Origin of the sequence: Micromonospora sp. LHW51205, assembly GCF_003315815.1 — a bacterium.
Lineage (GTDB): Bacteria > Actinomycetota > Actinomycetes > Mycobacteriales > Micromonosporaceae > Micromonospora > Micromonospora chalcea.
In genome coordinates this window covers 155,080-180,243 of sequence record NZ_QMEZ01000006.1, presented here as the reverse complement: position 1 = coordinate 180,243, position 25,164 = coordinate 155,080, and the positions used below count along the sequence as shown (strand labels likewise).

Sequence of the window (25,164 nt, the reverse complement as noted above, 5' to 3'; positions counted from 1 at the left end):
GGTAGACCGGGTGTGGAAGGCCCGGCCGGACCTGCCCGGATTCGAAGTCGGCCGGCGCGCACAGCTGGTACACAGGATCGGGACAGCCCGGCGACAGCGGGTCCGCCCACGATGGGGGCATGGTCATGAACGGGCAGGCCGCGCAGGGCCGCATCGAGCTGCACCGACCGGACGGCGAGCCGGTGCGGGTGCTCGTGGTCGACGACGAGCCGACGCTCACCGATCTGCTCGCCATGGCCCTGCGGTACGAGGGCTGGCAGGTCGCGACCGCCGGCAACGGGATGGCGGCGATCAGCACCGCCCGCCAGTTCCGCCCGGACGCCGTGGTGCTCGACGTGATGCTGCCCGACCTGGACGGCTTCCAGGTGCTGCGTCGCCTGCGCGAGGAGTCGCCGAGCGTGCCGGTGCTGTTCCTGACCGCCCGCGACGCCGTGGAGGAGCGCGTCGCCGGGCTCACCGTCGGCGGCGACGACTACGTCACCAAACCGTTCAGCCTGGAGGAGGTCATCGCCCGGCTGCGTGCGCTGCTGCGCCGCTCCGGCTTCGCGGTCGCCGCCCGCCAGGAGGCGGTGCTCACCGTCGGTGACCTCACCCTCGACGAGGACAGCCACGAGGTACGCCGCGGCGACGACCTGATCACGCTCACCGCCACCGAGTTCGAGCTGCTGCGCTACCTGATGCGCAACCCGCGCCGCGTGCTCAGCAAGGCGCAGATCCTCGACCGGGTCTGGAACTACGACTTCGGCGGCCAGGCCAACGTGGTCGAGCTGTACATCTCGTACCTGCGCAAGAAGATCGACGCGGGCCGCGCGCCCATGATCCACACGCTGCGCGGGGCGGGTTATGTCCTCAAGCCCGCCGAGTGACGCCCGCGGCCGGCTGCGCCGCCGCCTGGCCGGCTGGTCGCTGCGCCGCCGGCTCGTGCTCTCCGTGGTGGCGCTGCTCGCGCTGGTCAGCCTCGGCATCGGCGGCCTGACCACAGTCGCGCTGCGGCACTTCCTGATCAACCAGATCGACAACCAGCTCACCTTCGGCGACCGGCGGCCCGCCGACTTCGAACGCTGGGCCCGGCGCGGCATCGACCCGCCGCGCCCGGACCAGCGGCCCACCCCGCCGAACTCCGACGAGGTCGCGCCGGACCCCCCGGGCGGCTTCCCGCCAGGCTCCATCGCGGTCCGGGTGCCCGGCGCCGCCGAACCCGTCGGCCGGGTCCGGTCCGAGAGCGGCGGCAGCGAGGAGGTGCCCGCCGCCGACCTGACCGCGCTGGCCCGCGTACCCGTCGGCGACCGCCCGCGCACCGTCGTCGTCGGGGACCGGGGGGACTACCGCGCGGTCGCGCTGCCCTCGCCGCGCGGCGACGGCGACGTGCTGGTCCTCGCGATCCCGCTGGCCCAGGTGGACGACACCGTCATGTGGATGATCGTCGCGCAGGCCGGGGTGATCGGCGCCGGCCTGGTCATCGCCGGCGCCCTCGGTCTGCTCATCGTGCGGGTCACGCTGCGCCCGCTCAACCGGGTCGCCGCCACCGCCGCCCGGGTCACCGAACTGCCGCTCGATCGCGGTGAGGTCGCCCTGTCGGTGCGGGTCCCGGCCGCCGACACCGACCCCCGCACCGAGGTCGGGCAGGTCGGCGGCGCGCTCAACCGGATGCTCGGCCACGTCGCCGCCGCGCTCTCCGCCCGGCAGGCCAGCGAGACCCGGGTACGCCAGTTCGTCGCCGATGCCAGCCACGAGCTGCGCACCCCCCTCGCGGCCATCCGGGGGTACGCCGAGGTGGCCCGCCGGGGCCGCCAGGAGGTCCCGCCCGACGTGGCGCACGCGCTACGCCGCGTCGAGTCGGAGAGCACCCGGATGACGAGCCTCGTCGACGACCTGCTGCTGCTGGCCCGGCTGGACTCCGGCCGCCCGCTCGCCGCCGAACCGGTCGACCTGACCGCCACGGCGGTGAACGCGGTGAGCGACGCCCACGTCGCCGGCCCCGACCACCGCTGGCAGCTCGACCTGCCCGACGAGCCGCTCACCGTCACCGGCGACGCCCACCGGCTGCACCAGGTGCTGGCGAACCTGCTCGCCAACGCGCGGGTGCACACCCCGGCCGGCACCACCGTCACCGTCCGGCTGGCGCCCGCCGACGGCGGCGTCGAGCTGCGCGTCACCGACGACGGACCGGGCATCCCGGAACAGTTGCAGCCGGAGGTCTTCGAGCGCTTCGCCCGCGGCGACAGCTCCCGCTCCCGCGCGCAGGGCAGCACCGGCCTCGGCCTGGCCATCGTCGCCGCCGTGGTGGAGGCCCACCACGGCCGGGTCGACGTGGTCAGCCGGCCCGGCCACACCGCGTTCACGGTCTGGCTGCCCGGATCCACAGCAGACGCATAGGTCACTCACGGCAGCGGGCCAGCGGACGCTCCGAGGCTTGCCGGCATGGACAGAACCGAGAGCCTGCCGACCCCGCCCACGGCCGGTCCACCCGGCGCCGAGCCGGCCCCCGCGCCCGTACCGGAGGAGACCCGCGCCGACCGCTGGGCCCGCCCGGCGCTGCTCGGCCTGCTGGCCGCCACCGCGCTGCTCTACCTGTGGGGCCTGGGCGCCTCCGGCTGGGCCAACGCCTTCTACTCGGCCGCCGTGCAGGCCGGGTCGCAGAACTGGACCGCGTTCTTCTACGGCTCGTCCGACGCGGCCAACTCGATCACGGTGGACAAGACCCCGGCCTCGCTCTGGCTGATGGCGCTCTCGGTGCGGATCTTCGGCTTGAGCAGCTGGTCGATCCTGGTGCCGCAGGCGCTGCTCGGCGTCGCCTCGGTCGGCGTGCTGTACGCGACGGTCCGCCGCTGGTACGGCCCGGCCGCCGGACTGCTCGCCGGGACGGTGCTCGCGCTCACCCCGGTGGCGACGCTGATGTTCCGGTTCAACAACCCGGACGCGCTGCTGGTGTTCCTGCTGGTCGCCGCCGCGTACGCGACGGTGCGCGCGGTCGAGACGGCGAGCACCCGGTGGATCGTGCTGACCGGCGTGCTCGTCGGGTTCGGCTTCCTCACCAAGATGCTCCAGGCGTTCCTGGTGATCCCGGTCTTCGCCGTGGTCTACCTGCTGGCCGCGCCGACCGGCCTGGGACGGCGGATCCGCCAGCTCCTGCTGGCCGGGCTCGCCGTGGTCGTCTCCGCCGGCTGGTGGGTGGCGATCGTCGAACTGGTGCCGGCGAGCGCCCGCCCGTACGTCGGCGGCTCGCAGAACAACAGCATCCTGGAGCTGACGCTCGGCTACAACGGCCTGGGCCGGATCACCGGCGACGAGGTGGGCAGCGTCGGCGGTGGCGGCGGACGGCCCGGCGGCGGTGGACCGTTCTCCGGTCAGACCGGGCTGCTGCGGATGTTCGACACCGAGGTCGGCGGGCAGATCTCCTGGCTGCTGCCGGCCGCGCTGATCCTGCTGGTCGCCGGGCTGTGGCTGGCCGGGCGGGCACCGCGTACCGACCGGACCCGGGCCGGTCTGCTGCTCTGGGGCGGCTGGCTGCTGGTCACCGGACTGATCTTCAGCTTCATGTCCGGGATCTTCCACGCCTACTACACGGTCGCCCTGGCCCCGGCGGTCGGCGCGCTGGTCGGCATCGGCGTCACAGCGCTGTGGCGGGCCCGTGCCGGCGCAGCTTCGGCTGCACCTGGCCCGGCCGCACCGGCCCGGTGGCGTGGGTTCGCCGCCACGCTTGTCCTGGCCGCCACGCTGGCGGTCACCGCCTGGTGGTCCTGGCACCTGCTCGGCCGCACCCCCGACTGGTACCCCTGGCTGCGCCCCACGGTGCTCGCAGTGGGCCTGACCGCAGCCGTCCTCCTGGCCGCACCGGCGTTCCTCACCACCGGCCCCCGCCGGCCCGTCCCGCCCTCTCCCGCCTCCCCGCCCACCCCGTTGATCAAGGAGTTTGTGTCCGGGAACGGCGTTCAGGCTGACGCAAACTCCTTGGTCAACTCCGGCATGGGGGTGGCGGCGGGGCACCGGGGCGGGTTTGCCGGGCGGGTCGTGCGGTGGCTGGTGCCGGTGGTGTCCGTCGCCGGGATCGCGGTGGCGCTGGCCGGGCCGGCCGCGTACGCGATGCAGACCGCTGCCACCCCGCACAGCGGCGCCATTCCGAGCGCCGGACCGGCCGGAGCGGGGGGCTTCGGCGGCCCGGGTGGCCCGGGTGGGCGGATGCCGGGCGGCGGGGACGGGCAGTTCCCCGGTCGCCCGGGCGGCGGGAACGGGCAGTTCCCGGGCTTCCCGGGCTTCCCGAACGGCACCGGCTCCAGCGGCACGGGTCCGAACGGCACCGGCCCGGGCGGCGGGGCGAGCGCCGGCGGATTCCCCGGCTTCCCGGGCGGTGGTTCGGCTCCGGGCGCGCCCGGCGGCGCCGGTCAGGACGGCGGCGCCGGTCCGGAGGGTGGCACGGGACCGGACGGCCGGGGGCAGCGCGGCGGCGGCATGGGCGGGCTGCTCGACGCCCGCGAGCCGAGCGCCGAGATGACCGCGCTGCTCACCGCCGACGCCGACGACTACACCTGGGTCGCCGCCACGGTCGGCTCGAACAACGCCTCCGGCTACCAGCTGGCCACCGGGCGGCCGGTCATGCCGATCGGCGGCTTCAACGGCAGCGATCCGTCGCCGACGCTCGCCCAGTTCCAGCGGTACGTCGCCGACGGGCGGATCCACTACTTCCTCGGCGGCGGCGGGTTCCGGGCCAACGGCGGCAGCAACGCCTCGGCCGAGATCGCCGCCTGGGTCGCCGAGAACTTCACCGCGACCACCGTCGACGGCGTGACCGTGTACGACCTGAGCAGCGGAAAGCAGGGCTGAGCGATGACTGACACGTACGCGCCCCGGGCCGCCGTGCGGGCCCGGCCCGCCGCCGGCAGCGCGGTGCTGGACGTGGTGGTCCCGGTCTACAACGAGGAGACCGACCTCGGTCCCTGCGTCCGGCGGCTGCACGCGCACCTGACCGCGCACTTCCCGTACCCGTTCCAGATCACGGTGGCCGACAACGCCAGCGTGGACGGCACCCCGGAGGTTGCCCGGGCGCTCGCCGACGAGCTGCCCGAGGTGGGGGTGCTGCGCCTGGACGAGAAGGGCCGTGGGCGGGCGCTGCGCGCCGCGTGGTCGGCCTCGCCCGCGCCGGTGCTCGCGTACATGGACGTGGACCTGTCCACCGACCTGGCCGCGTTGCTGCCGCTGGTGGCGCCGCTCATCTCCGGGCACTCGGACCTGGCCATCGGCACCCGGCTGGCGCGGACCAGCCGGGTGGTCCGGGGCGCCAAGCGGGAGGTGATCTCGCGCGGCTACAACCTGCTGTTGCGCGGCACGCTCGCGGCGCGGTTCTCCGACGCCCAGTGCGGGTTCAAGGCGATCCGCGCCGACGTGGCGGCCGGGCTGCTGCCGCTGGTACGCGACACCGGCTGGTTCTTCGACACCGAGCTGCTGGTCCTGGCGCAGCGGGCCGGGCTGCGCATCCACGAGGTGCCGGTGGACTGGGTGGACGACCCGGACAGCCGCGTCGACATCGTCGCCACCGCGCTGGCCGACCTGCGGGGCATCGGCCGGCTGGGCCGGGCGCTGGCCACCGGGGCGCTGCCGCTGGCGCAGCTGCGCGCCCAGCTCGGCCGGGGACCGTTGCCGGCCCCGCCGGCGCGTGTGCCGGCCGGCCTACCGCGCCAGCTCGTCCGGTTCGCCGCGGTGGGCGTGGCGAGCACGCTCGCGTACCTGCTGTTGTTCCTGCTGGCCCGCGGACCGCTCGGGGCGCAGCCGGCGAACCTGCTGGCGTTGCTGCTCACGGCGGTGGCGAACACGGCGGCCAACCGGCGGCTCACGTTCGGGGTCAGCGGCCGGCGGCACGCCGGCCGCCACCACCTCCAGGGCCTGCTGGCGTTCGCGCTGGGCCTGGCCCTGACCAGCGGCTCACTGGCCCTGCTGCACGCCGCCACACGCCCGAGCCGCAGCCTGGAGCTGGTGGTGCTGGTAGCGGCCAACCTGGCCGCGACAGCCCTGCGCTTCCTCCTGCTCCGCCTGGCCATGCACCACCGCCCCTGACCCACCCCGAACACCCCGTCGATCATGAGGTTGGCGGCGCGACACGCCGGGCGCCGGCACCGTCAACTTCATGATCGACGGGGCGGGTGGCAGGGTTGGGGGCGTGTACCGGGAGTGGGGGGCGGCGGGGGTTCCGGGCGCGGTGCTGTGGGGCAGCGTGTCCGGCGGGGGTGAGACGCGGGTGCTGCCGGACGGGTGCCTGGACCTGCTCTGGTCCAGCCGGTCCGGGCTGCTGGTGGCCGGTCCGGACCGCACCGCGCACCTGTCGCGGTCCGCGCCGGGGGACCGGTGGATCGGGCTGCGCCTGCCGCCGGGCACCGGCCCGGCCGTGTTCGGCGTGCCCGCCGAGGAACTGCGCGACCGCCGCGTCCCGCTGGCCGACCTGTGGGGCCGCGCCGCCGCCGAGGTGACCGAGCGGGTCGAGGCGGCGCTGGCCGCGCCGGGCGCCGGTAGCGCCGCCGGGGTGCTCACCCGGGTCGCCCGCGACCGGCTGCGTGCGGCCGGCGGCCCCGACCCGGTCGGCGCGCGTGTCGCCGCCCGCCTGGCCGCCGGGGCCACCGTCGCCGCGACCGCCGCCGAGGTCGGCCTCGGCGCGCGGGCCCTGCACCGCCGCAGCCTGACCCTGTTCGGGTACGGCCCGAAGACGCTCGCCCGCATCCTGCGGATGCGCCGGGCGCTGGACCTGGCCCGCGCCGGCGCGCCGCTCGCCGAGGTGGCCGCGCGCAGCGGGTACGCCGATCAGGCCCACCTGACCCGCGAGGTGCGGGAGCTGGCCGGGGTGCCCCCGTCGCGGCTGCTCGCCCCGGCCACCGCCTGACCGGCCGCCTTTCAGTCGCCCGCCGGCAGCGGGGCGAACAGGTCCACGCCGTTGCCGTCCGGGTCGTGCAGGACCGCGTACCGCTGGCCCCAGAACGCGTCCCACGGGGGCAGCTCCCCGTGGTGGCCGGCGGCGGTCAGCTCGGCGTACCAGCGGTCCACCTCGGCCGGGTCGGCGCACCGGAAGGCCAGGCTCATCCGGTTGTTGCCGCCGGACGGGTCGAAGTCGGGGTGGAAGCTGCGGATCACCTCGACCGTGTCCCAGGCCAGCCGTACGCCGTTCGGCAGGGTGACCTCCACGTGCCCTTCCGTCTCGGCGCCGGCCGGGATCGGCAGCCCCAGCCGCCGGTAGAAGTCGAGTGTGCGGGCCATGTCGGTGACCACGGCCCCGACCAGATCGAACTGCGGTGTCATGGCGTCACGGTAGGCGCGACCGGTCCGGCCCGTCTTGAACGGATCGGACGGGGGACGAGTGGCCGGTGTGGCCCCGCGTGCGACGCCCGAGGCGTTACGGTGGGGGACAAGTCCGGCGCGAAGCACGAAAGCTCGCATTCCGGGCGCGCACTGACGACCGGCGACGGAAGGAAGCAGCCGTGACCCACCTGGCCTACCTGGACGCGGGATCGGGCAGTCTCATCGTGCAGGCGGTGGTCGGCGGCGTGGCCGGAGTGGCCGTGGCCGCCAAGCTCTACTGGCGCCGCCTGGTGTCCCGGTTCCGCCGCCAGCCCAGCGACCAGGGCCCCACGGCGTGACGGTCCCCGACACCGGCGTCCGCGTCGAGCCCGGCTCCTTCCGCGACCCCGGCAACCGGGTGTTCCACCGGGGCGAGGAGGTGCTGCGCGGGCTCGACGAGCGCTCCGCCCGGGACTGGCGTGCGCTGTCCGTCACCGACTTCTTCCGCCGCGCGGCCGAGCGGGGGCAGATCGTCGCCACCGAGGAGCTGACCCCGACCCCCGTCGACACGCGGTGGGCTGCGGTGCTGCGGCACGAGCGGATCCCGTTCGTCTCGCACCCCTACGAGTGGTCGTACGCGATGCTGCGCGACGCCGCGTTGCTGCACCTCGACGTGCTGCGCGCCGCCCTGGAGGCCGGCTTCACCACCAAGGACGGCTCGGCGTACAACGTGCAGTGGCGCGGCGCGCGACCCGTCTTCATCGACGTCGGCTCGTTCGAGGCGCTGCGCGACGGCGAGCCCTGGGCCGGCTACCGGCAGTTCTGCCAGACGCTGCTCTACCCGCTGCTGATCCAGGCCCACCTCGGGCTGGACTTCCAGCCGTTCCTGCGGGCCCGCGTCGACGGCGTCGAGCCGGACCAGATGCGCCGGCTGTTCGGCGGCGCCCGGCGCTGGCGGGCCGGCGTGCCCACCCACGTGCACCTGCACGGCGCGATGCAGGCCCGCAACTCCGCCGCGAGCACCACCGACGTCCGCGCCCAGTTGCGCGCCGCCGGATTCTCCCGCGAGCTGGCGCTGGCCACGGTACGCGGGCTGACGAAACTGGTCCGCCGCCTCGACCACCGGCCGGGCGACAGCCACTGGGCGGACTACCAGCGCACCTGCGCGTACTCGGTGCCGGACCGGCAGGCCAAGGAGGAGTTCGTCGACCGCGCGGTGGCCGCCACCGGCGGCGGCCCGGCGCTGGACCTGGGCGCCAACGACGGCCGGTACGCGCGCATCGCCGCCCGGCACGCCACGCACGTCGTCGCGGTCGAGCAGGACCCGGCGGTGGTCGACACGCTCTACCGCGCGCTGCGCGACGAGGGCGAGACGCGGATCCTGCCGCTGGTGATGGACCTGGCCGACCCGTCGCCCGGCGGCGGCTGGCGCGGCGTCGAGCGGGCCGCGTTCGCCGACCGGGCCCGCGCCGACGTGGTGCTCGCCCTGGCCGTCGTGCACCACCTGGCGATCGGGCGCAACGTGCCGCTGCCCGGGGTGCTGGACCAGCTCACCGCGCTCACCGCCACCGGCGGCAGCCTGGTGGTGGAGTTCGTCCACCCGGACGATCCGATGGCCCGCCGCCTGCTCGCCAACAAGCCCGACGGCCTGTTCCCGGACTACCGGCGCGACGCCTTCGAGGCGCTGCTGGCCCGCCGGGGCCGGGTGGTCGCCCGCACCGAGCTGCCGTCCGGCACCCGGACGCTCTACCAGGTGGTGGTGGGTGGCTGAGCGCACCCTCGCGCCACCCCGGGACCACACGGCCGGCCCGGACCGGCGGGAACGCCCGCAGTGGTGGCGGTCCGAGCTTGCGCGGCTGGCGGAGGTGACCGCGCTGGTCGGGCTGGTGGTGACCCAGCCGCTGCTCGACGTGCTCGGCCGCAGCCCCGACTTCTTCCTGTTCCACCGCGCGTCCCGGGGCGACGTGCTGCTCCTGGTCGCCCTGATCGCGCTCGCGCCGACGGTACCGTTCGCGCTGCTCGGCGCGCTGGCAGTGCCCGCCGGACGCCTTATCCGGGCCGCCGTGCACACCACCTTCGTCGGCCTGCTGCTCGCCGCGCTGGCCGTCCAGGTCGGCCGGCACGTCACGCCGCTTCGGGGCGTACCCCTGCTCGTCGCCGCCGGTGTGGCCGGAGCCGCCGGGGCGGCCGCGCACCGGCGGTGGCGGGCGCCCCGGCGGGTGCTGCGGGTGGCCGCCGCCGGGCCGCTGGTGTTCGTCGGGTTGTTCCTGTTCGCCTCGCCGGCCTCGGCGGTGGTGCTGCCGCGCGGCGAGGGCGGTGCGGCCGGGATCGCCGGCGCGGGCGCGCACCCGCCGGTGGTCATGATCGTGCTGGACGAGCTGCCGCTGGTCTCCTTGCTCGGCCCGGACGGACACATCGACGCCGAGCGCTACCCGAACTTCGCCGCGCTCGCGGCCGGGTCGACGTGGTACCCCAACGCCACAGGCGTCAGCGGCTGGACGCCCTACGCGCTGCCGGCGATGCTCACCGGGCGCTACCCGGAGCAGGGCGCGGCGCCGCACTACTCGCAGTACCCGGACAACCTGTTCACCGCGCTCGGGGGCCTCTACCGGATCAAGGCCGAGGAGAGCATCACCCGGCTCTGCCCGCCCAGCCGCTGCGAGCAGGCCACCACGCCGGAGCAGGGGCTCGGGGTGCTGGTCCGGGAGAGCGGCAAGCTGATGGGCCGGATCGCCGCGCCGGTGGACAGCCGCGTCGACCCGGAGGACTCCTACCGCGAGCGGACCGCCGCCGAGGCCGGGCTGGACGCCGCCGAGCCGGTGCCGGACGACCCCAAGTTCCGCTGGGACACCCTCGACGACAACCAGCCGGCCCGGTTCACCTCGTTCCTGGCCGGGCTGCGCCCCGACCCCCGGCCCACGCTGCACTTCCTGCACCTGCTGATGCCGCACTCGCCGTGGGCGTACCTGCCGTCCGGGGCGCACTACGCCGCACCGGAGGACCTGCCCAACGACGGGACCGGCTGGGTCGACCTGGCCCGCGCCCGGCACCTGGCCCAGCTCGGCTACACCGACCGGCTGATCGGCGAGACGCTGCGGACGCTGCGCGCCACCGGCCTCTACGACAAGGCGCTGGTGGTGGTCACCGCCGACCACGGGGTGAGCTTCCGGCGGGACTGGCAGGGGCGGGGGATGGACGCCATCGAGCACGCCGCCAACGAGGTGGCCTGGGTGCCGATGTTCGTCAAGGAACCCGGCCAGCGCGCCGGCCGGGTGGACGACCGCAACTGGGAGCACGTGGACCTGCTGCCCACGATCGCCGACGAGACCCACATGCGGGTGCCCTGGCAGATGGACGGCCGGTCGGCCAAGGCGGCTCCGCGCGAGCGAGCCGACAAACGCTTCTACGACCGCCCCGGCCAGCCGGTGACGATCACCGGCGGGGTGCCCGCCCCGCTCCCGCCGCCGGCCGCTGATCCGCTCGTCGGGACCCGGGTCGGGAACGTGCCGGTGGGCGGGTCCGCCACGGTGGCGAACCGGGACGCGTTCGACGCGGTCGACCCGGCGCGCGGCGGCCTGCCGGCGCTGGTCTGGGGGACGGTCCCGGACGACGTGCCCGACGGGACACGGCTCGCCGTCGCGGTGAACGGCACGGTCGGGGCGGTGGCGCCGGTGGTGCCCCCGGACGCCGGTGGCCGGCGGTTCGCGGCGTTCCTCCCCGACGACCGGCTCTTCGCCGCCGGCGCCAACCGGCTCGACCTCTACCGGGTCGGCGACGACGGGGCGCTGCGGCGGCTCACGCTGTCGTGACGGGCCCCCGGCCGGCACCCATGGTCGCGCTCCCAACCGGTTTCCGGACCGCCTGGCCGGGAAACAGGTGACGCACACCTCACCCCGAAACCATGACGAGCGGTGTTCTCCGCGCCGTGATTACGGTAGAAGCGAAGGCAATTCAACGAAGATCTTGCCGGCGAAGCGAGGAACAGATGACGGAAGTCAAGCTCGACCACCCCGGTGGGCAGCTGTCGATGCCGGTGCAGTCCGCGGTTGAGGGCCCCGCCGGGATCGGGGTGAGCAAGCTGCTCAAGGAAACCGGGATGACCACGTACGACCCCGGTTTCGTGAACACCGCGTCCTGCTCGTCCGCCATCACCTACATCGACGGTGATGCCGGCATCCTGCGGTACCGGGGTTACCCGATCGACCAGTTGGCCGAGAAGTCCTCCTTCCTGGAGGTCTCCTACCTGCTGATCTACGGCGAGCTGCCGACCCAGGCGCAGCTCACCGAGTTCAGCGAGCGGATCCGGCGGCACTCGCTGCTGCACGAGGAGATGCGCCGGTTCTTCGACGGCTTCCCCCGTGACGCGCACCCGATGGCCGTGCTCTCCTCGGCCGTCAGCGCCATCTCCACCTTCTACCAGGACAGCCTGGACCCGTTCGACTCCGAGCACGTGGAGATGTCCACGGTGCGGCTGATGGCGAAGGTCCCGACCATCGCCTCGTACGCGTACAAGAAGTCGATCGGGCAGCCGCTGCTGTACCCGGACAACTCGCTCGGCTACGTCGAGAACTTCCTGCGGATGACGTTCGGCGTGCCGGCCGAGCCGTACGAGGTCGACCCGGTGGTGGCCCGGGTGCTGGACATGCTGTTCATCCTGCACGCCGACCACGAGCAGAACTGCTCCACCTCCACCGTGCGGCTGGTCGGCTCCAGCAACGCCAACCTGTTCGCCTCGGTCTCGGCCGGCGTGAACGCGCTGTTCGGCCCGCTGCACGGCGGCGCCAACCAGGCCGTGCTGGAGATGCTCCAGAAGATCCAGGCCGACGGCGGCGACGTCCGCTCCTTCGTGCAGAAGGTGAAGGACAAGCAGGACGGCGTGAAGCTGATGGGCTTCGGGCACCGGGTCTACAAGAACTACGACCCGCGTGCCGCCATCGTGAAGAAGGCCGCCCAGGACGTGCTCGGCCGGATGTCCAAGCCGGACCCGCTGCTCGATCTCGCGGTGCAGCTGGAGGAGATCGCGCTCGCCGACGACTTCTTCGTGTCCCGCCGGCTCTACCCGAACGTGGACTTCTACACCGGTCTGATCTACAAGGCCATGGGCTTCCCGACGAAGATGTTCACGGTGCTGTTCGCGCTGGGCCGCCTGCCCGGCTGGATCGCGCAGTGGCGCGAGATGATCAACGACCCGGAGACCAAGATCGGTCGCCCGCGGCAGATCTACACCGGCGCCACCGAGCGGGAGTACGTCCCGGCCGACAAGCGCTGAGCGTGCAAGGAAGGGCCCCTTCTTAACGCCTCCGGTAGAGGAGGGGCCCCCTTTTAACACGCGGACGACGAAGGCCGCCGACCCGAGCAGGGTCGGCGGCCTTCGTCGCGTGCGCGGGGGTGCGGGGCGTTAAGAAGGGGCCCTTCCTCTACCGCAGGCGTTAACAGGGGGCCCTTCCTTTACCGCAGGCCGGCGGCGGTGAGGAGGTTGCCCTCGGGGACGCGCGGCGTGGGCCGGCCGTGTGTCATGCGGTGCTGGGCGCGGGCGGCGGTGAACGACGGGTCGCCGGCGATCGCGGCGGCGTACGCGGCAGCCGTGCGGGACGCGATGGCCGCCCAGCCGTACCGCTCGTGGACCATGGCGCGGGCCCGCCGGGCGAGCACGCGGGCCCGGTCGCGGTCCGACAGCAGCGCGTGCACCGCCTCGACGAGCCCGTCCGCGTCGTGCGGGGCGAACGTCATCCCGGTGACGCCCGGCTCGACGATCTCGGCCAGCCCACCGGTACGGGCCACCGCCAGCGGCGCCCCCGCCGCCGCCCCCTCCAGCGCCACCATGCCGAACGGCTCGTAGATGCTGGGCACCGCGAAGCAGTCCGAGGCGGCCATCACCGCGGGCAGGTCGGTGCCGCCGAGGAAGCCGGGCATGCTGACGGTGCCGACCAGCCCGAGGCGGTGCACCTCGGCCTCCAGGTCCGCCCGGTACGGCCCGTCGCCGACGATCACCGCGCGCAGACCGGGGTGCCGGTCGCGCAGCCGGGGCAGCCCGGCCAGCAGGTGCTGTACGCCCTTCTCGTACACCAGGCGGCCGGCGAACGTGACCAGCGGGCCGTCGGCGGCGAACCGGGTCCGGGCGGCGGCGACGGCCGACGCGGGCACCCGCCAGCGGTGCGGCTCGACGCCGTTGGGCACCACGTCGACGCGGGCGGCGTCCACGCCGAACAGCGCGCCCACCTCGTCGCGCATGTAGCCGGAGCACACGATCACGCGCCCGGACTCGCCGGCGAGCCAGTGCTCGACGCCGTGGATGGTGCGGTTCATCTCCTCCGGCAGCCAGCCCTGGTGCCGGCCCGCCTCGGTGGCGTGGATGGTGGTCACGAGCGGCACGTCCAGGTGCTCGCGCAGCGTCATCGCGGTGTGCGCGACGAGCCAGTCGTGGGCGTGGATGACGTCGTAGGCGCCGGACGAGGCGGCGCGCAGCGCGGCCCGCGTCAGCGTGTGGTTGAACGCCATCGTCCAGGCCAGCAGTGACCCGGTGGCCAGGGGGAAGGTGACCGGGTCCTCGGCGGCGCGGACGACACGGACGCCGTCGGCGTACTCCTCCAGGGGAGCGCCCTCGGCGTGGCGGGTGACGACCGTGACCTCGTGCCCGGCGGCGGCCAGCGCCACGGACAGCGCGTGGACGTGGCGGCCGAGCCCGCCGACGAGCACCGGCGGGTACTCCCACGACAGCATCAGGATGCGCCGGGTCCGGGGCCCGGCCCCGGCCGGCGACGGCGGGGCCGGGCGGGAGGTGAGAGTGGGCCGGTGGAGCCGGTCCGTCGCGGTGGCGGGCTGCGCGCCGACCCGCAGAGTGGTCACGTCGATCTCCGTCCATGCAGGGTGAGGCACGCCGGCAGCGGTGGCGGCGTCGAGCGGTGGTCAGGAGCGACCGGACGGCCGGCCGGGCGCCGGCACCAGCTCGCCGACGACGGCCTGGCCGGATACCGATCGCGGGCCACCGGGAGGGTGCTGACGTCGATCGGCAACCGGAACCGTCCAGTCACCCTGCCAACCTACTGTGCCGGATCCTCTCGCGCGCGGTGAGCGATCCTCATCACTCTCCGACGCCTCCGCGCACATGGGACGGTCACGGGAACGGGTGCGGATACGGGTTGATCTCCCCCGGGGCGAGCGGTTCGGCCCGGTGTCCGAGCCGGACCGGCAGCTCGCGCAGCCGGGGCAGGTCGACGCGCCGGTTGCGGTGACCGAACGTCATCGGCAGCAGCCCCGGGATCAGCACCTTCACGCTGGTGAGGCCGACGGCCTCCTGCTCGCGGGCGGTCTGGTCGACGACCACCACGTCCAGGCCCTCGTCGAGGTAGCGTCCGGTCACGTGCCGCAGGTCGTCGAGCAGGTCCGCGGCCGGGCGGTAGCGCGCCGCCGGTGGGAACGCCTCCGCCATGGACCGGATCTCGTCGCGCTCGTACAGGAACGCGAAGCGCGGCCAGGCGTCCGGGTCGGCCGCCACCAGCAGGTGGTCCTCCATGGTCCGGACCAGGTCGGAGTCGGCGACCAGGCCGGGGGCGGTGGTGTCCTCGGCGACCATCTCCCGGGTGGCCTCGGCGACGCTGGCGAGCTCCACCAGCGCGGACCACAGGGCGCGCTCCGGGTCCAGGTGCGCCCCGGCGCCGCAGAACGCCCGGGGACGTCCCGGCCGCACCTCCTCGTCGACGAGCATCAGCCAGACCGCCGGGACGCCTTCGGGCATGGTGATGTCGAAGACGTCCAGGCGGCTGCCGGTGGTGCGCTGGATCCAGTCGACGAGCACGCGGGTCATCGGGTCGGTGGAGGTCATCGGGTCCACGCGCGGCACCGGTAGCCGGGCGTACCAGGTGGACAGGAAGGCGTCCCGTTCGGCGACCTCGAAGATGCCGTGCAGGATCGCCTCTTCGAGGTTCGCGCCCAGCGCGCAGCCGTTTGAGCACTCCGGACCGAAACCCGTGCCGTGCGAGCCGTAGTAGGCGAAGGTCTCCGGCACCAGCACCGGGCCGCCGCGCCGGAACGAGTAGGCGTACACCCATTCCACGGGCCGGTCCGGGTCGTACGCGACCGCGTGGTCGTCGGGCGGCGCGGGCGGCAGCCCGAACTCCGTCGGCTCGACGGCCCGCCGCGGTCCGAGCTCGCGGAACGAGGCGCGGGTGACGGTACGGCGGGCGCGTGGCACGTTGCCGCCGAGCCGTTCCAGCGCCTCGGCGACGGCGACGGCCACGCTCGCCGGGTAGGTGAAGGTCCGGCCGTAGCCGGCCAGTTCACCACAGCACAACGGGCCACCGATCGCGCCGGCGAGAACCATCGGATGGTTGTGGTGGACGGTGATCGACGACAGCAGCCCGGTCTCCTCGTCGTGCAGCGCCGCCAGCAGGGCTAGGTGCTCGTCGGGAAGGCTGCGGGCCCGGTAGTCGTCCGGTGCCCGCTTCGGCCGGGACGTCAGCGTGAAGGTGCCGGCGCCCGGGCCGTCGTCCGGCAACGGGCCGCACACCGGGCAGCCGGGTTCGGGGACGAACCGGTGCCGCTTGACGGCCATCGAGGCCGTGGCGACCTCCAGCACCCCTTCCGCGCACCGGCCGTCGCCGCCCTGCGCGACCCGGCTCAGCTCGTCGGCCACGAGCGCGGCGACCGCGGCGCGTACCGGCGGGCCGAGGACGGGCCGGGCGGGCTGCACGGTGCCGTCGTAGAGCCCCTGCCACAGCGCGGACCGGTGCGGTGTCCCGGTGGTCCGCGCCCGGCGTTGCCGCACCTGGAGGCAGTGGTGGCAGCCCGGCCGGCCGGGTGTGACGAACGGTCCGATCCGTACGCCGCGCGGCGTGGTGTACACCGGCAGGAAGGACCGGCCGGCGTCGGCGGCAGCCCGGGCGGCCACCTCGACGTCCTCCGGTGGCCCGTCGACGACGAAGACGTCGACGTCGGTGACCGGGGCGGCGCCCAGCGCCTGTTCCACCGCCCGGCGCAGGGCGCCGACGCCGAGGATCCGCAGGCCGGGACGCGGCGCCACATCGGACGGGGCGGGGACGGCCGGTGTGGTCGTGACGTCGGTCATTCGCTGCTCCCCGCTCGTGGCGACCACGCCGCCCTGATCATGAACGGCATCACCCGCTGCGCCCCGGGCAGCGAGTCGGCGGGCCGCACCAGCAGTGACCGTCCGTCCCGTGCCAGCTCGCGCAGCAGCGGCGGCAGCGCCGTGTCCCAGTCGTGGCCGCCCACGTCCGGCCCGATCTCGGCGCCGTCCGGGCGGCGTCCGGTCAGGACGGCGACCGCCGCCTGCATCGCGTTCGCCAGGGCGGTGTCCGTGTCGGTGGCGCAGCTGCGGGCGACCCATCCGCCGCCGACGGCGACGAACACGGTCGGGGTGCTCGATCCGTCGTGCCAGGCCCGCGGCTCGTGGCCGAGGAGGGCCAGCTCGTGTGCCATGACGCGGGTCGGCTCCGGCCACCGCGCCCGGTCGAGCCAGCCGCCGGGCGGCCCACCGTCGGCGACCTCGGGTGGGGTCGCGGCCGCGCGTCGCAGTTTCAGGATCGCCCGGCCGCGCGCCTCCGCCCAGGTGTGACCGCCGGCGATCACCACGCCGTCCGGCTGTACGTCGACGACAGCGCCACGCGCGGTGTCCCACCACACCGTGGCGGCGTCGCCGGCGCAGGCCCGGGCCGCGAGCGTCTCCAGTGCCGCCGTGGCGGCGCGCAGCAGCGCCTGCTCCCGGCTTGCGCCGACGGCGGTGAGCAGCCGCGGTGCGCCGCCGGCCAGGTCCACGACCGTCGCCTCGACGCAGCTGACCGAGATCTGCGAGTGGGTGCCGGTGTCGATGGCCAGCAGCGGGCCCAGCCGCGCGTCGACCAGGAACGGCATCCGGGCGACGAACTCCTCGACGCCCACCGGCGTGCGGGCGGCCATCGCGTCGACGTGCGCGGCGAGATCGGCGTACGGGGCCGGGGGCCGGCAGGAGCGGCAGCGGGGGTGCACGTCGAGCAGATGCTCGCTGGTCACAGCGGTTTCCAGGTCCACGCGGGTCATCCGGTTCGTGGCGGTGGTCTCCGCTCCCACCCGGTGGCGCAGGTACGCGAACCCGAGCGCCGCGCCGATCAGGCCGCAGACCGGCGCCGACAGCCACTCGGACGTCGTGTCGGGCTCGTCGGCGTCACCCGGGGGGAGCCCGGCGCCCTGCCGGCTGAGCAGGCCGCACTCCCAGCAGCCGCCGGTGACGCCGCCGCCGGTCGGGCCGATCCACGCCTCCGCGCCGCCGGGCACCGCGTGCAGGACCGGCACCCCGATCGCCCGGGCCGCCCGGTTCAGCCGCGTCGCCCGCCCGGCCATCGGACGCGCGGCGCAGTGCAGCACCGCGTCGTACCCCGTCAGCAGGCCGGCGAGCCCCTCGTCGGTGTCGAGGGCGGCGGCCGCGTCCAGCAGCGTCAGCCCGGTCGTCGGATCCTCGGCTCGACGCCGCTGCACGATCCGCCGGAAGCCGTCGCGTTCGGTGCCGGTCTCGGTGGTCTCGACCAGCGAGGCCGTACGCAGCCCGAGTTCGAACAGCGTCTGGACGAGCGCGAGCATGCCGGCGCCGGCGCCGACGAGCAGCACCCGTCCGTCGCGGAACGCCTCGAAGCGGCTCAGCGGCGCGTCGGTGACGTGCTCGGCGAACGCGATCGAGTCCCGGTAGGTGTCGAGTTCCCAGTCCCGCAACGTGTGTGGCGGCTCGCTGTCGAGGTCGCGGGCGATGCCCCGCCGCACCAGCATCCGGACCAGGTCGGTGACGAGCTGCCGCTGCGCCGGGGGCAGACCCGCGGTCAGGGCCTCCACCGTGCGGGTGCCGTCCAGATGCGGGGCGAGCCGCTGCACGAGGCCGTACGCCGACGCGCCCGCCAGGTGCGTGCCGGCGAGTCCCGTCTCCAGGTACACGCCGTCGTCGACCGGCACGTACATCAGGTCGTCGCGGAGCTTGACCCTCACGCGGCCGTCTCCTTCCGCAGGTGTCCCATCCGCACCGCGACCGCGCGTCCGGCGTCGGTGAACGCCTGCCGGCCGTGCAGGTACCGGGAGTTGTCCACGACCAGCACGTCACCGGACCGCCACGGCACCGCCACCGTCAGCCGCGCGGCGACGTCCGCGGCGGTGGCCACGAGGTCCTCGGGCACCGGCGCGCCGGTACCGGAGCGCACCCGCAGCCGCCGGTCGTGGTACTCGCCGGGCTGCGGGCGGCTGATGAACAGCGAGTTGCAGAACGCCGGCACACCTTCGAAGAGGGTCGGTGGCGTGCACCGGGTGCCGAAGCCGACAGTCATCGCGTCCTCGTCCACGTCGATGTGGATCGACTCCCACGGCCGCAGGTACGGCTCCCACTGCCGCAGCATCCGTTCCGCCGCCTCCGGGTCGGTCGTGCCGCACATCCGCTGCCACACCGGTGTGGGCAGCTCGCTCTCCCAGCGCAGCGTCAGTTCCTCGCAGGCGGCGCGGACCGTGGCGGGCAGGGCGGCCAGCAGCGCGAGACCGTCGCACAGCGTCGTGGCCCCGCCGTCGGCGGCGGGCCGCTCGCACCGGAACATGAGCAGGTCCGGGGCGCCGGGCGCGTACGACGCCTCCCGGTGCAGCGGCATGCCCTGCGTTCCCCGGGTGACTGTGGTCGTCGTCGGGTCACCGCCGATCACGTCCCGCTCGTCGTGGAACCCGCCCTGGTACGGCGACGCGGTCATCAGCGCGTCGCCGAGCGCGACGTAGTCCTCGTGCCGCCACCCGCCGCGCAGCAGCACCGCGCCGTGCTCGGCGACCGCCGCGAGCACCGCGTCCGGCGTGGGGGTGCCGACGAGCGCCGGAACGTCCTGTTCAGCCATGAGGGTTCCCTTCGGTGAGATGGGCCGCCAGCACCCCGGGACGCGGCGCGGGCGTGCCGACCAGCAGTTGTGTCAGCGGGGACGCCCCGTCCGGCAGGCCGAGCCGGGCGGCGACCGCGTCGGCGGTGAGGCCGCCCAGCGCCCGGCTCGCCGCGCCGGTCGCGGTGGCGGCGAGCCCGGCCAGGTGAAGGGCCACACCGGCGAGCAGGTGCAGCCGGTGGAACGAGGCCGGGGAGAGCTCGTCGGCGGGCCGGCTCCCGGCGTGCACCAGGTAGAGGGTCGCGCCGCGGGTGACCATCCGGCGGTCGACCCGGTGCGGGTACGCCGCCGCGTCGTCGGCCGCTCCCGGCGGCCCGGTCGGCACCAGCCGGTGGTGGTGCGGCTGGTAGCGGTACGCGTCCGCCGGGATGCCGTCGACGGCCCGGGCGAGGCACCAGATCTCCGGGTACAGCGGCTGCCGGGCCAGCGCCGCCAGGGCCGGCGAACCGGCCCGGCCGGCGGCGCAGGCCAGGATGTCGGCGACCTGCCCGGCGGTCAGCCCCGGGCCGAGGTTCGCGGCGGAGGCGCGGCGGGCGGCGGCCGCGACCAGGTCGAGCGGCCGGGCCGGCGGCAGGTCCAGCGCCCGGCCCGCCGCCGGACCCACCGGAAGGCGGTCCGCCGGGAGGCGCCGGGCCGGGACGCCGTCGGCCGGAAGACGGTCGGCCGAGGGCGGCTCGGCGTCGGCGTGCCGGTCGTACCTTGCCCGGTGCAGCGCCACCGCGCTCGGGTGGGCGGCCTCGTGGCCGAGCCGGTCGTGGTCCAGCCCGGTCGCCGGGGGCGGCCCGCCGGACGCAAGCGGTGTCCCGGGGACGTCCGCGTACGCGGGGAACTCGATCGCCGCGTAGGTGGCCTCCATTTCGGCGTCGAGTCCGAGCAGCTCACCGGCGAGCGCCGGATCGAGGTCCAGGCGCGGTGTCGCGTCCACCGGCGACGTGAGCAGCTGGGCCAGCAGGACACCGGAGTCGACGATGCCCAGCCGGTAGCCGAACGCCCCGTACTTGCTGGTGTTCTTCCACGGCCGGTGGGTCAGCAGCAGCGCGTGCCGGGGCGCCGCCGCGACCCCGAGGAGCCGGTCGAGCCGGGCGGCCGGGCTGCCCGGGCGCAGCAGTTCCAGGCAGTGGTGCGGCGGGTCGTAGTGGTAGACGCCGGCCGCGAGGTCGGGGGAGCCGGCCCAGGCGAGGTAGATCTCGTTGGGGTGGAACGCCCCGCCGGAGGGCACCGACCGGCGCAGCGTGTGCCAGCCGGGCAGCAGCCGCGACGGCGTGCGCGTGTCCGACGGGGCGCCGGTCAACGCGGACAGCCCGGCCAGTGTGATCGTCTCCGCCCGGCGTGGCGCGTACCCGAGCAGCATCGCGCTGAGCCGGTCGAGGCAGCCGTCGCCGAGCGGCACGGACCCCGGGCCGGGCCACCGCAGCGGCCGGCGGGTCGCGCCCGGGTACCGCTTGCCGCACGGCGGCAGGTACGCCGTCGGCTGCCCGGTGTCGTCCCGCACCGCCGCCAGGTACCGGCCGGTGACGCCGGCCCGCGTGGCTGCCATCTCAGCTGCCCGCGCTCTCGTACCGGCGCAACCCGGCCCGGAAGACCGCCCACGCCCCGGCCGCGCAGGCCGCCGCGACGACCGGGGTGAGCGCGCCCGCCGTGGTCGAGGCGCCCTTGTCCAGCAGCGCGGCCGTCGGGAAGTAGCCGACGAACGCGACGGGTACGAGCGTCAGCAGCGAGCGCAGGCCGGTGCCGTACAGGGTCAGCGGATAGCGGGCCAGGTCGCCCAGGGTGTGCACGCTCGCCGCGAGCGAGCTGGACGGGCTCAGCAGCCAGAAGACGACAGCGTTGGTGGCCAGGTTGACCGCCAGCTTGACCAGGACTCCGCTGGCGAGCAGCACCACCGCCCAGAGCACCGTCAGCGGCGTCCAGGCCAGGTCGAGGTGGACGGCCGCGGCGCCGAGCAGCGCCGCGCCGAACCCGACGTTGCCGAGGCCGTTGAACCCGACCGCGTTGCCGGTGACCTGGAGCACCACCGGGTAGGGCCGGACCAGCAGGTAGTCCAGCAGGCCGAGGTTGACCAGGCCGCCGAGATGCCAGGTCCCCTCGAACAGCAGGGAGCCGACGCCCTCGGCGAGCATCACCATGGCGCAGACGTACAGCACCTCCCAGCGGGTCCACCCGCCGAGCGCGGTCACCTGCCGGAACACCATCACCACGAAGACCAGCCCGGCGAGCTGACCGAGCACGGTCGCCCCGATGGTCAGGAGCGCGTCGGCGCGGTACTCGAGCACCGCCCGCAGATGCGCGCCGAGCAGCCGGCGGTAGATCCGTGCCTCGTGCATCATCGGCCGGTCACCCGCCGTGCGCGGTCAGCCGCCGCACGCCCGCGGACCACAGCAGCCGGGCCGCGCCCCACAACACCAGAACCCAGAGCAGTTGTACGCCGATCAGCGTCACCGCCTCGGCGCCCCGTACCTGCCCCAGGTAGATCAGCGCCGGGGTGGAGACGATGCCGGGGAACGGGGAGAGCTGGCAGACGACCTGGAGCCAGCCGGGGAACAACGCGATCGGCACCAGCGCCCCGGAGAGGATGTTGGTGACCGCCACCCGGGACAGGCTCAGCCCGTGGAAGTTGCCGGTCCAGAAGCACAGCAGCCCGACGAGGTAGACCAGGCCGAACTTCAGCGGCACCACCGCCAGCAGGCTGAGCAGGAACAGCCCGGCCTGCCCGGCGGCGGGCAGCGCGGCGCCGCCGAACGCCGACACCAGCGTCGCCGCCATCACCGCCACCGTCAGCACCTCACCGACGACGTATCCGAGTGACAGCGCGAAACGCGAGAGCTGGTAGTCGATCGGCCGGACCAGGTCGAGCGCCACGGTGCCGTGCAGCACCGGGCCGGCGATCTGCGCGTCGGTGAAGCTCGACAGCAGCGCCCCGGTCAGGAACGCCACCACCAGGTAGCCCTTCATCTGCTCCCAGGACAACCCGCCCACCTCGCCGCCGGCCGCGCCGGCGAAGACCGCCTGCCAGACCGCGAACAGCGCCACTGTCTGCACCACGACCCCGGTGAGCTGGAGGAGGAACTCGCCCCGGTAGATCAGCAGCGTCGACCAGGACATCCGCGCCAGCGTCAGGTACGCCCTCATGCCGGCACCGACGGGCTCAGCTCGCCGGCGTACGCCCGGCGCACCACGTCCTCGATGGACGGCTCGTCGATCCGGATGTCCACCACCGGCGCCTGACGGGCGACCACCGAGACGATCTCGCCCGCGCCGTACGCGCCGTGGTCGAACGTGACGGCGATCTGCCGTGCCGACCCGTCGTGGACCAGCCGGACGCCCGGCAGGTCGGCGTCGAGGTCGCCGTGCCAGTCGGCGCCGAGCGTCAGGTGCACGGTCCGCTGGTCGGCGACCAGCCGGCGGACGGCGTCGATCGAGCCGTCGAAGATGATCCGGCCCCCGTCGATGATCACGAGCCGGCGGCAGACCTGCTCGATGTCACCGATGTCGTGCGTGGTCATCAGCACCGTGGTCCCGCTCGCGCGCTGGGCCCGCAGGAAGTCCCGGACGGCCTGCCGGGCGACGATGTCCAGCCCGATGGTCGGCTCGTCGAGGAACACCACGGGCGGTGCGTGCAGCAGCGCGGCGGCCAGGTCGGCGCGCATCCGCTGGCCGAGCGAGAGCTGCCGGGCGACCACCGGCAGCAGCCGGCCGAGCCCGAGCAGCGCGTCGAACTCCTCCAGGCGTGCCGCGTACCGGGCCCGGGGGATGCGGTGGATGTCGCGCAGCAGCGCGAGGGAGTCGCGGACCTGCAGGTCCCACCAGAGCTGGCTGCGCTGGCCGAACAGCACGCCGATGTTGCGGGCGTTGGCGTGCCGGTCGCGGTGCGGGTCGAGGCCGCAGACGCGTACCCGCCCGGCGGTGGGGTGCAGGATGCCGGTGAGCAGCTTGACCGTCGTCGACTTCCCGGCGCCGTTGGGCCCGACGTACGCGACCGCCTCGCCGGAGGAGATCGACAGGTCGACGCCGTCCACCGCCACGTGCTCGACGTGCCGTGGCCGTACGAGATGGCGCAGCGAGCCGCGCAGGCCCGGCTGCTTGTCGGCGATCCGGAAGCGCTTGGTCAGGCCACTGGCCTCGATCACTGGCATCGGCGGTGTCGTTCCCGGTCAGCCGGCCGCGACGGCGGCACGGTGGTGCGGGCGCAGCCGCAGCACCGTGCCGAGGCCGTCGACCTCGGTCAGGGTGGTCTCGAACGCGGCGCCCATGACCCGGCCGAGGTAGCCCAGGCTCGCCGGGTCCGGGTCGAACCGCGCCGAGAGCTCCGCGCCGGTGGAGACCAGGTGCACCTCGTCGGCGAGGGCACCGGCGACGTTGACGAACTGGCACAGGTCCTCCCAGTAGAGGTACCGCCAGAAGTCGACGCTGACCACGGCGTCCAGGCTGTCCGCGGCGACCGGTGGCCTGATCCCGACCAGGTGGAAGTTGGCCGGACCGGCCGGCGCCCCGTAGTCGTAGGTCAGCGCGCCGTCGGGCAGCCCGGCCTCGGCGCTGCCGGTGCCGACCCACAGCACCCGGTCGCCGGGCAGGCGACCGGCGAGCCGCTGCACCGCCGGCCCGATCCGGCACCAGGAGCGGCGTACGCAGTCGTCCATCGCCCGGCGGTAGTGCACCACCCGCTCGGCCGCGCGGGCCACGTCCACCGGCCCGGCGAACTCCCACTCCACGACCGGGTACTTGAGCGCGACCCGATCCAGGTTGTCCATGAAGTCGTTCCAGTTCTGGATGACGTTGCGGTGGTGCGGCAGGTGGTAGACGGCGGCCAGGTCGTCGTAGGCGAAGTTGCGGTTGAGTACGCCGAGGTGCGCGTGCACCCGGTAGAAGAGCTCCATGTCCTCCAGGCCCCAGCGCAGGCCGAAGCCCTCGTCGAAGCCGCCGACCGCCTCGAACACGTCCCGGCGCACCGAGGCGTTGTGGGTGAAGCAGAACAGCCACCCGGCCATCAGCCAGTCGTCGCCGGACGGTCCCTCCTCGGTCCCGAACCGCATGTCGCCGCCGCCGCGCCCACGCAGCCGGGGTACGGGCATGGTCGGCTGGTCGGCCAGCGCCGCGTGCACGTGCTCGATGCCGGTCTCGTCGCGCCGGCCCATCAGCACCGCCGGCGCGGACGGGTCGCGGTGGTGGTCGAGGTGGCGGCGCAGCAGGTCCGGCGTGGCGTACGAGTCGGCGTCGAGGAACAACAGCAGCGGCGCGGTCGCCCGGCGCGCGGCCTCGTTGCGGGCCGCCGCCCGGCCGCCGCGCTCGGGCCGTTCGACGAAGTGCAGGCGCAGCCCCTTGCCGGCGTCGGCGATGCCGGAGTACTGGCTGCCGTCCCCGCCGTCGCGGACGACGATGACCTCGAAGCGGTCCGGGTCCAGCGTCTGACGCCGCAGCGACCGCAGCGTGAGCTCCAGGCAGGGGGCGTCCGCGTGGGTGGGGATCACCACGCTCAGCTCGACGGCTCGACCGGGTTCAACGCTCATCTGACGTACCTCTCCGCTTGTCCCACGAGCCGGACCGCCGGCCGCGCTGACGATGGGACGGAGCCGCCGGCGATCGCCGGCGGCTCCGCGATGATCAGTGGCAGTTGACGCAGCACCACTGGATCGGCCGGCCCTGGCACGCGGCGCCCCCGCAGGAGCCCTTGCCCATGGCGGACGGGTCGGTCAGCGTGATCCCGCCGCCCGTCGGCATGGCGTACAGCCCTGCCGACGCCTCGTCGCCGGCGCCCGACCAGGAGACCGCTGTGGTGTCCAGGTCGGACAGGTCGATCGACAAGTTCCTGCTTTCACCCATCGATTCATCCTCTTTTCGGATCGATGTGGACAGTGGAACGAAGCGTAGGCCGGTCCTGGCGGGATTCGCACCGCGCTGATGTAACAGGGAGATAAAGCGAGGCGGAACCGTCAATTCGCGCAGGTGAAGACCGGTCGGGAACGGAAAGATTCCGGGCGGTGACGCGGCGTAGTTCCGGGATCCACTATTCGAGACGCCCAGGTCAGGT

General features: G+C 74.6%; 20 protein-coding genes. 9 read left to right on the top strand and 11 right to left on the bottom strand.

Annotation, left to right across the window (positions count from 1 at the left end):
- The first annotated feature begins 119 nt into the window (after nucleotides 1-119).
- From DQE82_RS22760 to DQE82_RS22740, 5 genes are all read left to right on the top strand, one after another.
- On the top strand, nucleotides 120-866 hold the full coding sequence (locus DQE82_RS22760) for a response regulator transcription factor (RefSeq protein ID WP_064446159.1): 747 nt from the start codon (nucleotides 120-122) through the stop codon (nucleotides 864-866).
- Nucleotides 844-2,376 carry a cell wall metabolism sensor histidine kinase WalK gene (locus DQE82_RS22755; protein WP_113973783.1) on the top strand — a complete coding sequence of 511 codons (1,533 nt, stop codon included), beginning with the start codon at nucleotides 844-846 and terminating at the stop codon, nucleotides 2,374-2,376. The genes DQE82_RS22760 and DQE82_RS22755 overlap by 23 nt, the downstream gene beginning before the upstream one ends.
- Before the next feature lie 45 nt (nucleotides 2,377-2,421).
- Complete coding sequence (locus DQE82_RS22750; protein WP_113973782.1) at nucleotides 2,422-4,821, top strand: glycosyltransferase family 39 protein; 2,400 nt, start codon at nucleotides 2,422-2,424, stop codon at nucleotides 4,819-4,821.
- Nucleotides 4,822-4,824: 3 nt separating this feature from the next.
- Nucleotides 4,825-6,048, top strand: coding sequence for a dolichyl-phosphate beta-glucosyltransferase (locus tag DQE82_RS22745; protein WP_113973780.1), 1,224 nt, complete (start codon nucleotides 4,825-4,827; stop codon nucleotides 6,046-6,048).
- 103 nt (nucleotides 6,049-6,151) lie between these two features.
- The gene (locus DQE82_RS22740) at nucleotides 6,152-6,865 is read left to right on the top strand and encodes a helix-turn-helix domain-containing protein (RefSeq protein ID WP_113973778.1); all 714 of its coding nucleotides are present in this window, start codon (nucleotides 6,152-6,154) and stop codon (nucleotides 6,863-6,865) included.
- Nucleotides 6,866-6,876: 11 nt separating this feature from the next.
- On the opposite strand, the gene DQE82_RS22735 is transcribed toward DQE82_RS22740, so the two are convergent.
- A complete protein-coding gene (locus DQE82_RS22735; protein ID WP_043324537.1) occupies nucleotides 6,877-7,278 on the bottom strand; it encodes a VOC family protein in 402 nt (133 codons plus the stop codon).
- Between the two features lie 179 nt (nucleotides 7,279-7,457).
- On the opposite strand from DQE82_RS22735, the gene DQE82_RS30875 reads away from it, so the two are divergent.
- The 4 genes from DQE82_RS30875 to DQE82_RS22720 all read left to right on the top strand — a co-directional run bounded on the left by DQE82_RS30875 (nucleotide 7,458) and on the right by DQE82_RS22720 (nucleotide 12,526).
- A complete protein-coding gene (locus tag DQE82_RS30875) occupies nucleotides 7,458-7,616 on the top strand; it encodes a hypothetical protein (protein WP_166456093.1) in 159 nt (52 codons plus the stop codon).
- Nucleotides 7,613-9,028, top strand: coding sequence for a methyltransferase domain-containing protein (locus DQE82_RS22730; RefSeq protein WP_113973776.1), 1,416 nt, complete (start codon nucleotides 7,613-7,615; stop codon nucleotides 9,026-9,028). Before DQE82_RS30875 ends, DQE82_RS22730 begins: the two co-directional genes overlap by 4 nt.
- The gene (locus tag DQE82_RS22725; RefSeq protein ID WP_113973774.1) at nucleotides 9,021-11,066 is read left to right on the top strand and encodes a sulfatase-like hydrolase/transferase; all 2,046 of its coding nucleotides are present in this window, start codon (nucleotides 9,021-9,023) and stop codon (nucleotides 11,064-11,066) included. The genes DQE82_RS22730 and DQE82_RS22725 overlap by 8 nt, the downstream gene beginning before the upstream one ends.
- A 176-nt stretch (nucleotides 11,067-11,242) precedes the next feature.
- A complete protein-coding gene (locus DQE82_RS22720; RefSeq protein ID WP_113973772.1) occupies nucleotides 11,243-12,526 on the top strand; it encodes a citrate synthase in 1,284 nt (427 codons plus the stop codon).
- Nucleotides 12,527-12,705: 179 nt separating this feature from the next.
- Here the strand turns inward: DQE82_RS22720 and DQE82_RS22715 are convergent, their stop codons facing one another.
- From DQE82_RS22715 to DQE82_RS22670, 10 genes are all read right to left on the bottom strand, one after another.
- The gene (locus DQE82_RS22715; RefSeq protein ID WP_113973770.1) at nucleotides 12,706-14,103 is read right to left on the bottom strand and encodes a glycosyltransferase family 4 protein; all 1,398 of its coding nucleotides are present in this window, start codon (nucleotides 14,101-14,103) and stop codon (nucleotides 12,706-12,708) included.
- A gap of 268 nt (nucleotides 14,104-14,371) precedes the next feature.
- Nucleotides 14,372-16,321 (bottom strand): TOMM precursor leader peptide-binding protein, encoded by a 1,950-nt coding sequence (locus DQE82_RS22710; protein ID WP_113973769.1) that lies wholly within the window; start codon nucleotides 16,319-16,321, stop codon nucleotides 14,372-14,374.
- The gene (locus tag DQE82_RS22705) at nucleotides 16,318-18,222 is read right to left on the bottom strand and encodes a hypothetical protein (protein ID WP_113973767.1); all 1,905 of its coding nucleotides are present in this window, start codon (nucleotides 18,220-18,222) and stop codon (nucleotides 16,318-16,320) included. The genes DQE82_RS22710 and DQE82_RS22705 overlap by 4 nt, the downstream gene beginning before the upstream one ends.
- Complete coding sequence (locus DQE82_RS22700) at nucleotides 18,219-19,100, bottom strand: TauD/TfdA family dioxygenase (protein ID WP_064446149.1); 882 nt, start codon at nucleotides 19,098-19,100, stop codon at nucleotides 18,219-18,221. Before DQE82_RS22700 ends, DQE82_RS22705 begins: the two co-directional genes overlap by 4 nt.
- Complete coding sequence (locus DQE82_RS30680; RefSeq protein ID WP_158559998.1) at nucleotides 19,093-20,676, bottom strand: hypothetical protein; 1,584 nt, start codon at nucleotides 20,674-20,676, stop codon at nucleotides 19,093-19,095. Before DQE82_RS30680 ends, DQE82_RS22700 begins: the two co-directional genes overlap by 8 nt.
- Before the next feature lies 1 nt (nucleotide 20,677).
- Nucleotides 20,678-21,466 carry an ABC transporter permease gene (locus DQE82_RS22690; RefSeq protein WP_223201086.1) on the bottom strand — a complete coding sequence of 263 codons (789 nt, stop codon included), beginning with the start codon at nucleotides 21,464-21,466 and terminating at the stop codon, nucleotides 20,678-20,680.
- Between the two features lie 7 nt (nucleotides 21,467-21,473).
- Nucleotides 21,474-22,268, bottom strand: a complete 795-nt coding sequence (locus DQE82_RS22685; RefSeq protein WP_069089834.1) for an ABC-2 family transporter protein — start codon at nucleotides 22,266-22,268, stop codon at nucleotides 21,474-21,476.
- Nucleotides 22,265-23,272, bottom strand: coding sequence for an ATP-binding cassette domain-containing protein (locus DQE82_RS22680; RefSeq protein ID WP_113973765.1), 1,008 nt, complete (start codon nucleotides 23,270-23,272; stop codon nucleotides 22,265-22,267). Before DQE82_RS22680 ends, DQE82_RS22685 begins: the two co-directional genes overlap by 4 nt.
- Nucleotides 23,273-23,290: 18 nt before the next feature.
- Entirely contained in the window at nucleotides 23,291-24,643 is a 1,353-nt protein-coding gene (locus DQE82_RS22675) for a glycosyltransferase family 2 protein (protein WP_113973763.1), read from the bottom strand.
- Nucleotides 24,644-24,737: 94 nt separating this feature from the next.
- Nucleotides 24,738-24,956 carry a hypothetical protein gene (locus DQE82_RS22670; protein WP_113973761.1) on the bottom strand — a complete coding sequence of 73 codons (219 nt, stop codon included), beginning with the start codon at nucleotides 24,954-24,956 and terminating at the stop codon, nucleotides 24,738-24,740.
- Between the last annotated feature and the right edge of the window lie 208 nt (nucleotides 24,957-25,164).

Excerpts from the sequence above, each read along its gene's own strand:
- DQE82_RS22675 (WP_113973763.1), bottom strand. The coding sequence starts at position 24,643 with ATGAGCGTTGAACCCGGTCGAGCCGTCGAGCTGAGCGTGGTGATCCCC.
- DQE82_RS22690 (WP_223201086.1), bottom strand. The coding sequence starts at position 21,466 with ATGATGCACGAGGCACGGATCTACCGCCGGCTGCTCGGCGCGCATCTG.
- DQE82_RS22760 (WP_064446159.1), top strand. The coding sequence starts at position 120 with ATGGTCATGAACGGGCAGGCCGCGCAGGGCCGCATCGAGCTGCACCGA.
- DQE82_RS22710 (WP_113973769.1), bottom strand. The coding sequence starts at position 16,321 with ATGACCGACGTCACGACCACACCGGCCGTCCCCGCCCCGTCCGATGTG.
- DQE82_RS22685 (WP_069089834.1), bottom strand. The coding sequence starts at position 22,268 with ATGAGGGCGTACCTGACGCTGGCGCGGATGTCCTGGTCGACGCTGCTG.
- DQE82_RS30680 (WP_158559998.1), bottom strand. The coding sequence starts at position 20,676 with ATGGCAGCCACGCGGGCCGGCGTCACCGGCCGGTACCTGGCGGCGGTG.
- DQE82_RS22680 (WP_113973765.1), bottom strand. The coding sequence starts at position 23,272 with ATGCCAGTGATCGAGGCCAGTGGCCTGACCAAGCGCTTCCGGATCGCC.
- DQE82_RS22735 (WP_043324537.1), bottom strand. The coding sequence starts at position 7,278 with ATGACACCGCAGTTCGATCTGGTCGGGGCCGTGGTCACCGACATGGCC.
- DQE82_RS22670 (WP_113973761.1), bottom strand. The coding sequence starts at position 24,956 with ATGGGTGAAAGCAGGAACTTGTCGATCGACCTGTCCGACCTGGACACC.
- DQE82_RS22720 (WP_113973772.1), top strand. The coding sequence starts at position 11,243 with ATGACGGAAGTCAAGCTCGACCACCCCGGTGGGCAGCTGTCGATGCCG.
- DQE82_RS22700 (WP_064446149.1), bottom strand. The coding sequence starts at position 19,100 with ATGGCTGAACAGGACGTTCCGGCGCTCGTCGGCACCCCCACGCCGGAC.
- DQE82_RS22745 (WP_113973780.1), top strand. The coding sequence starts at position 4,825 with ATGACTGACACGTACGCGCCCCGGGCCGCCGTGCGGGCCCGGCCCGCC.
- DQE82_RS22755 (WP_113973783.1), top strand. The coding sequence starts at position 844 with ATGTCCTCAAGCCCGCCGAGTGACGCCCGCGGCCGGCTGCGCCGCCGC.
- DQE82_RS22750 (WP_113973782.1), top strand. The coding sequence starts at position 2,422 with ATGGACAGAACCGAGAGCCTGCCGACCCCGCCCACGGCCGGTCCACCC.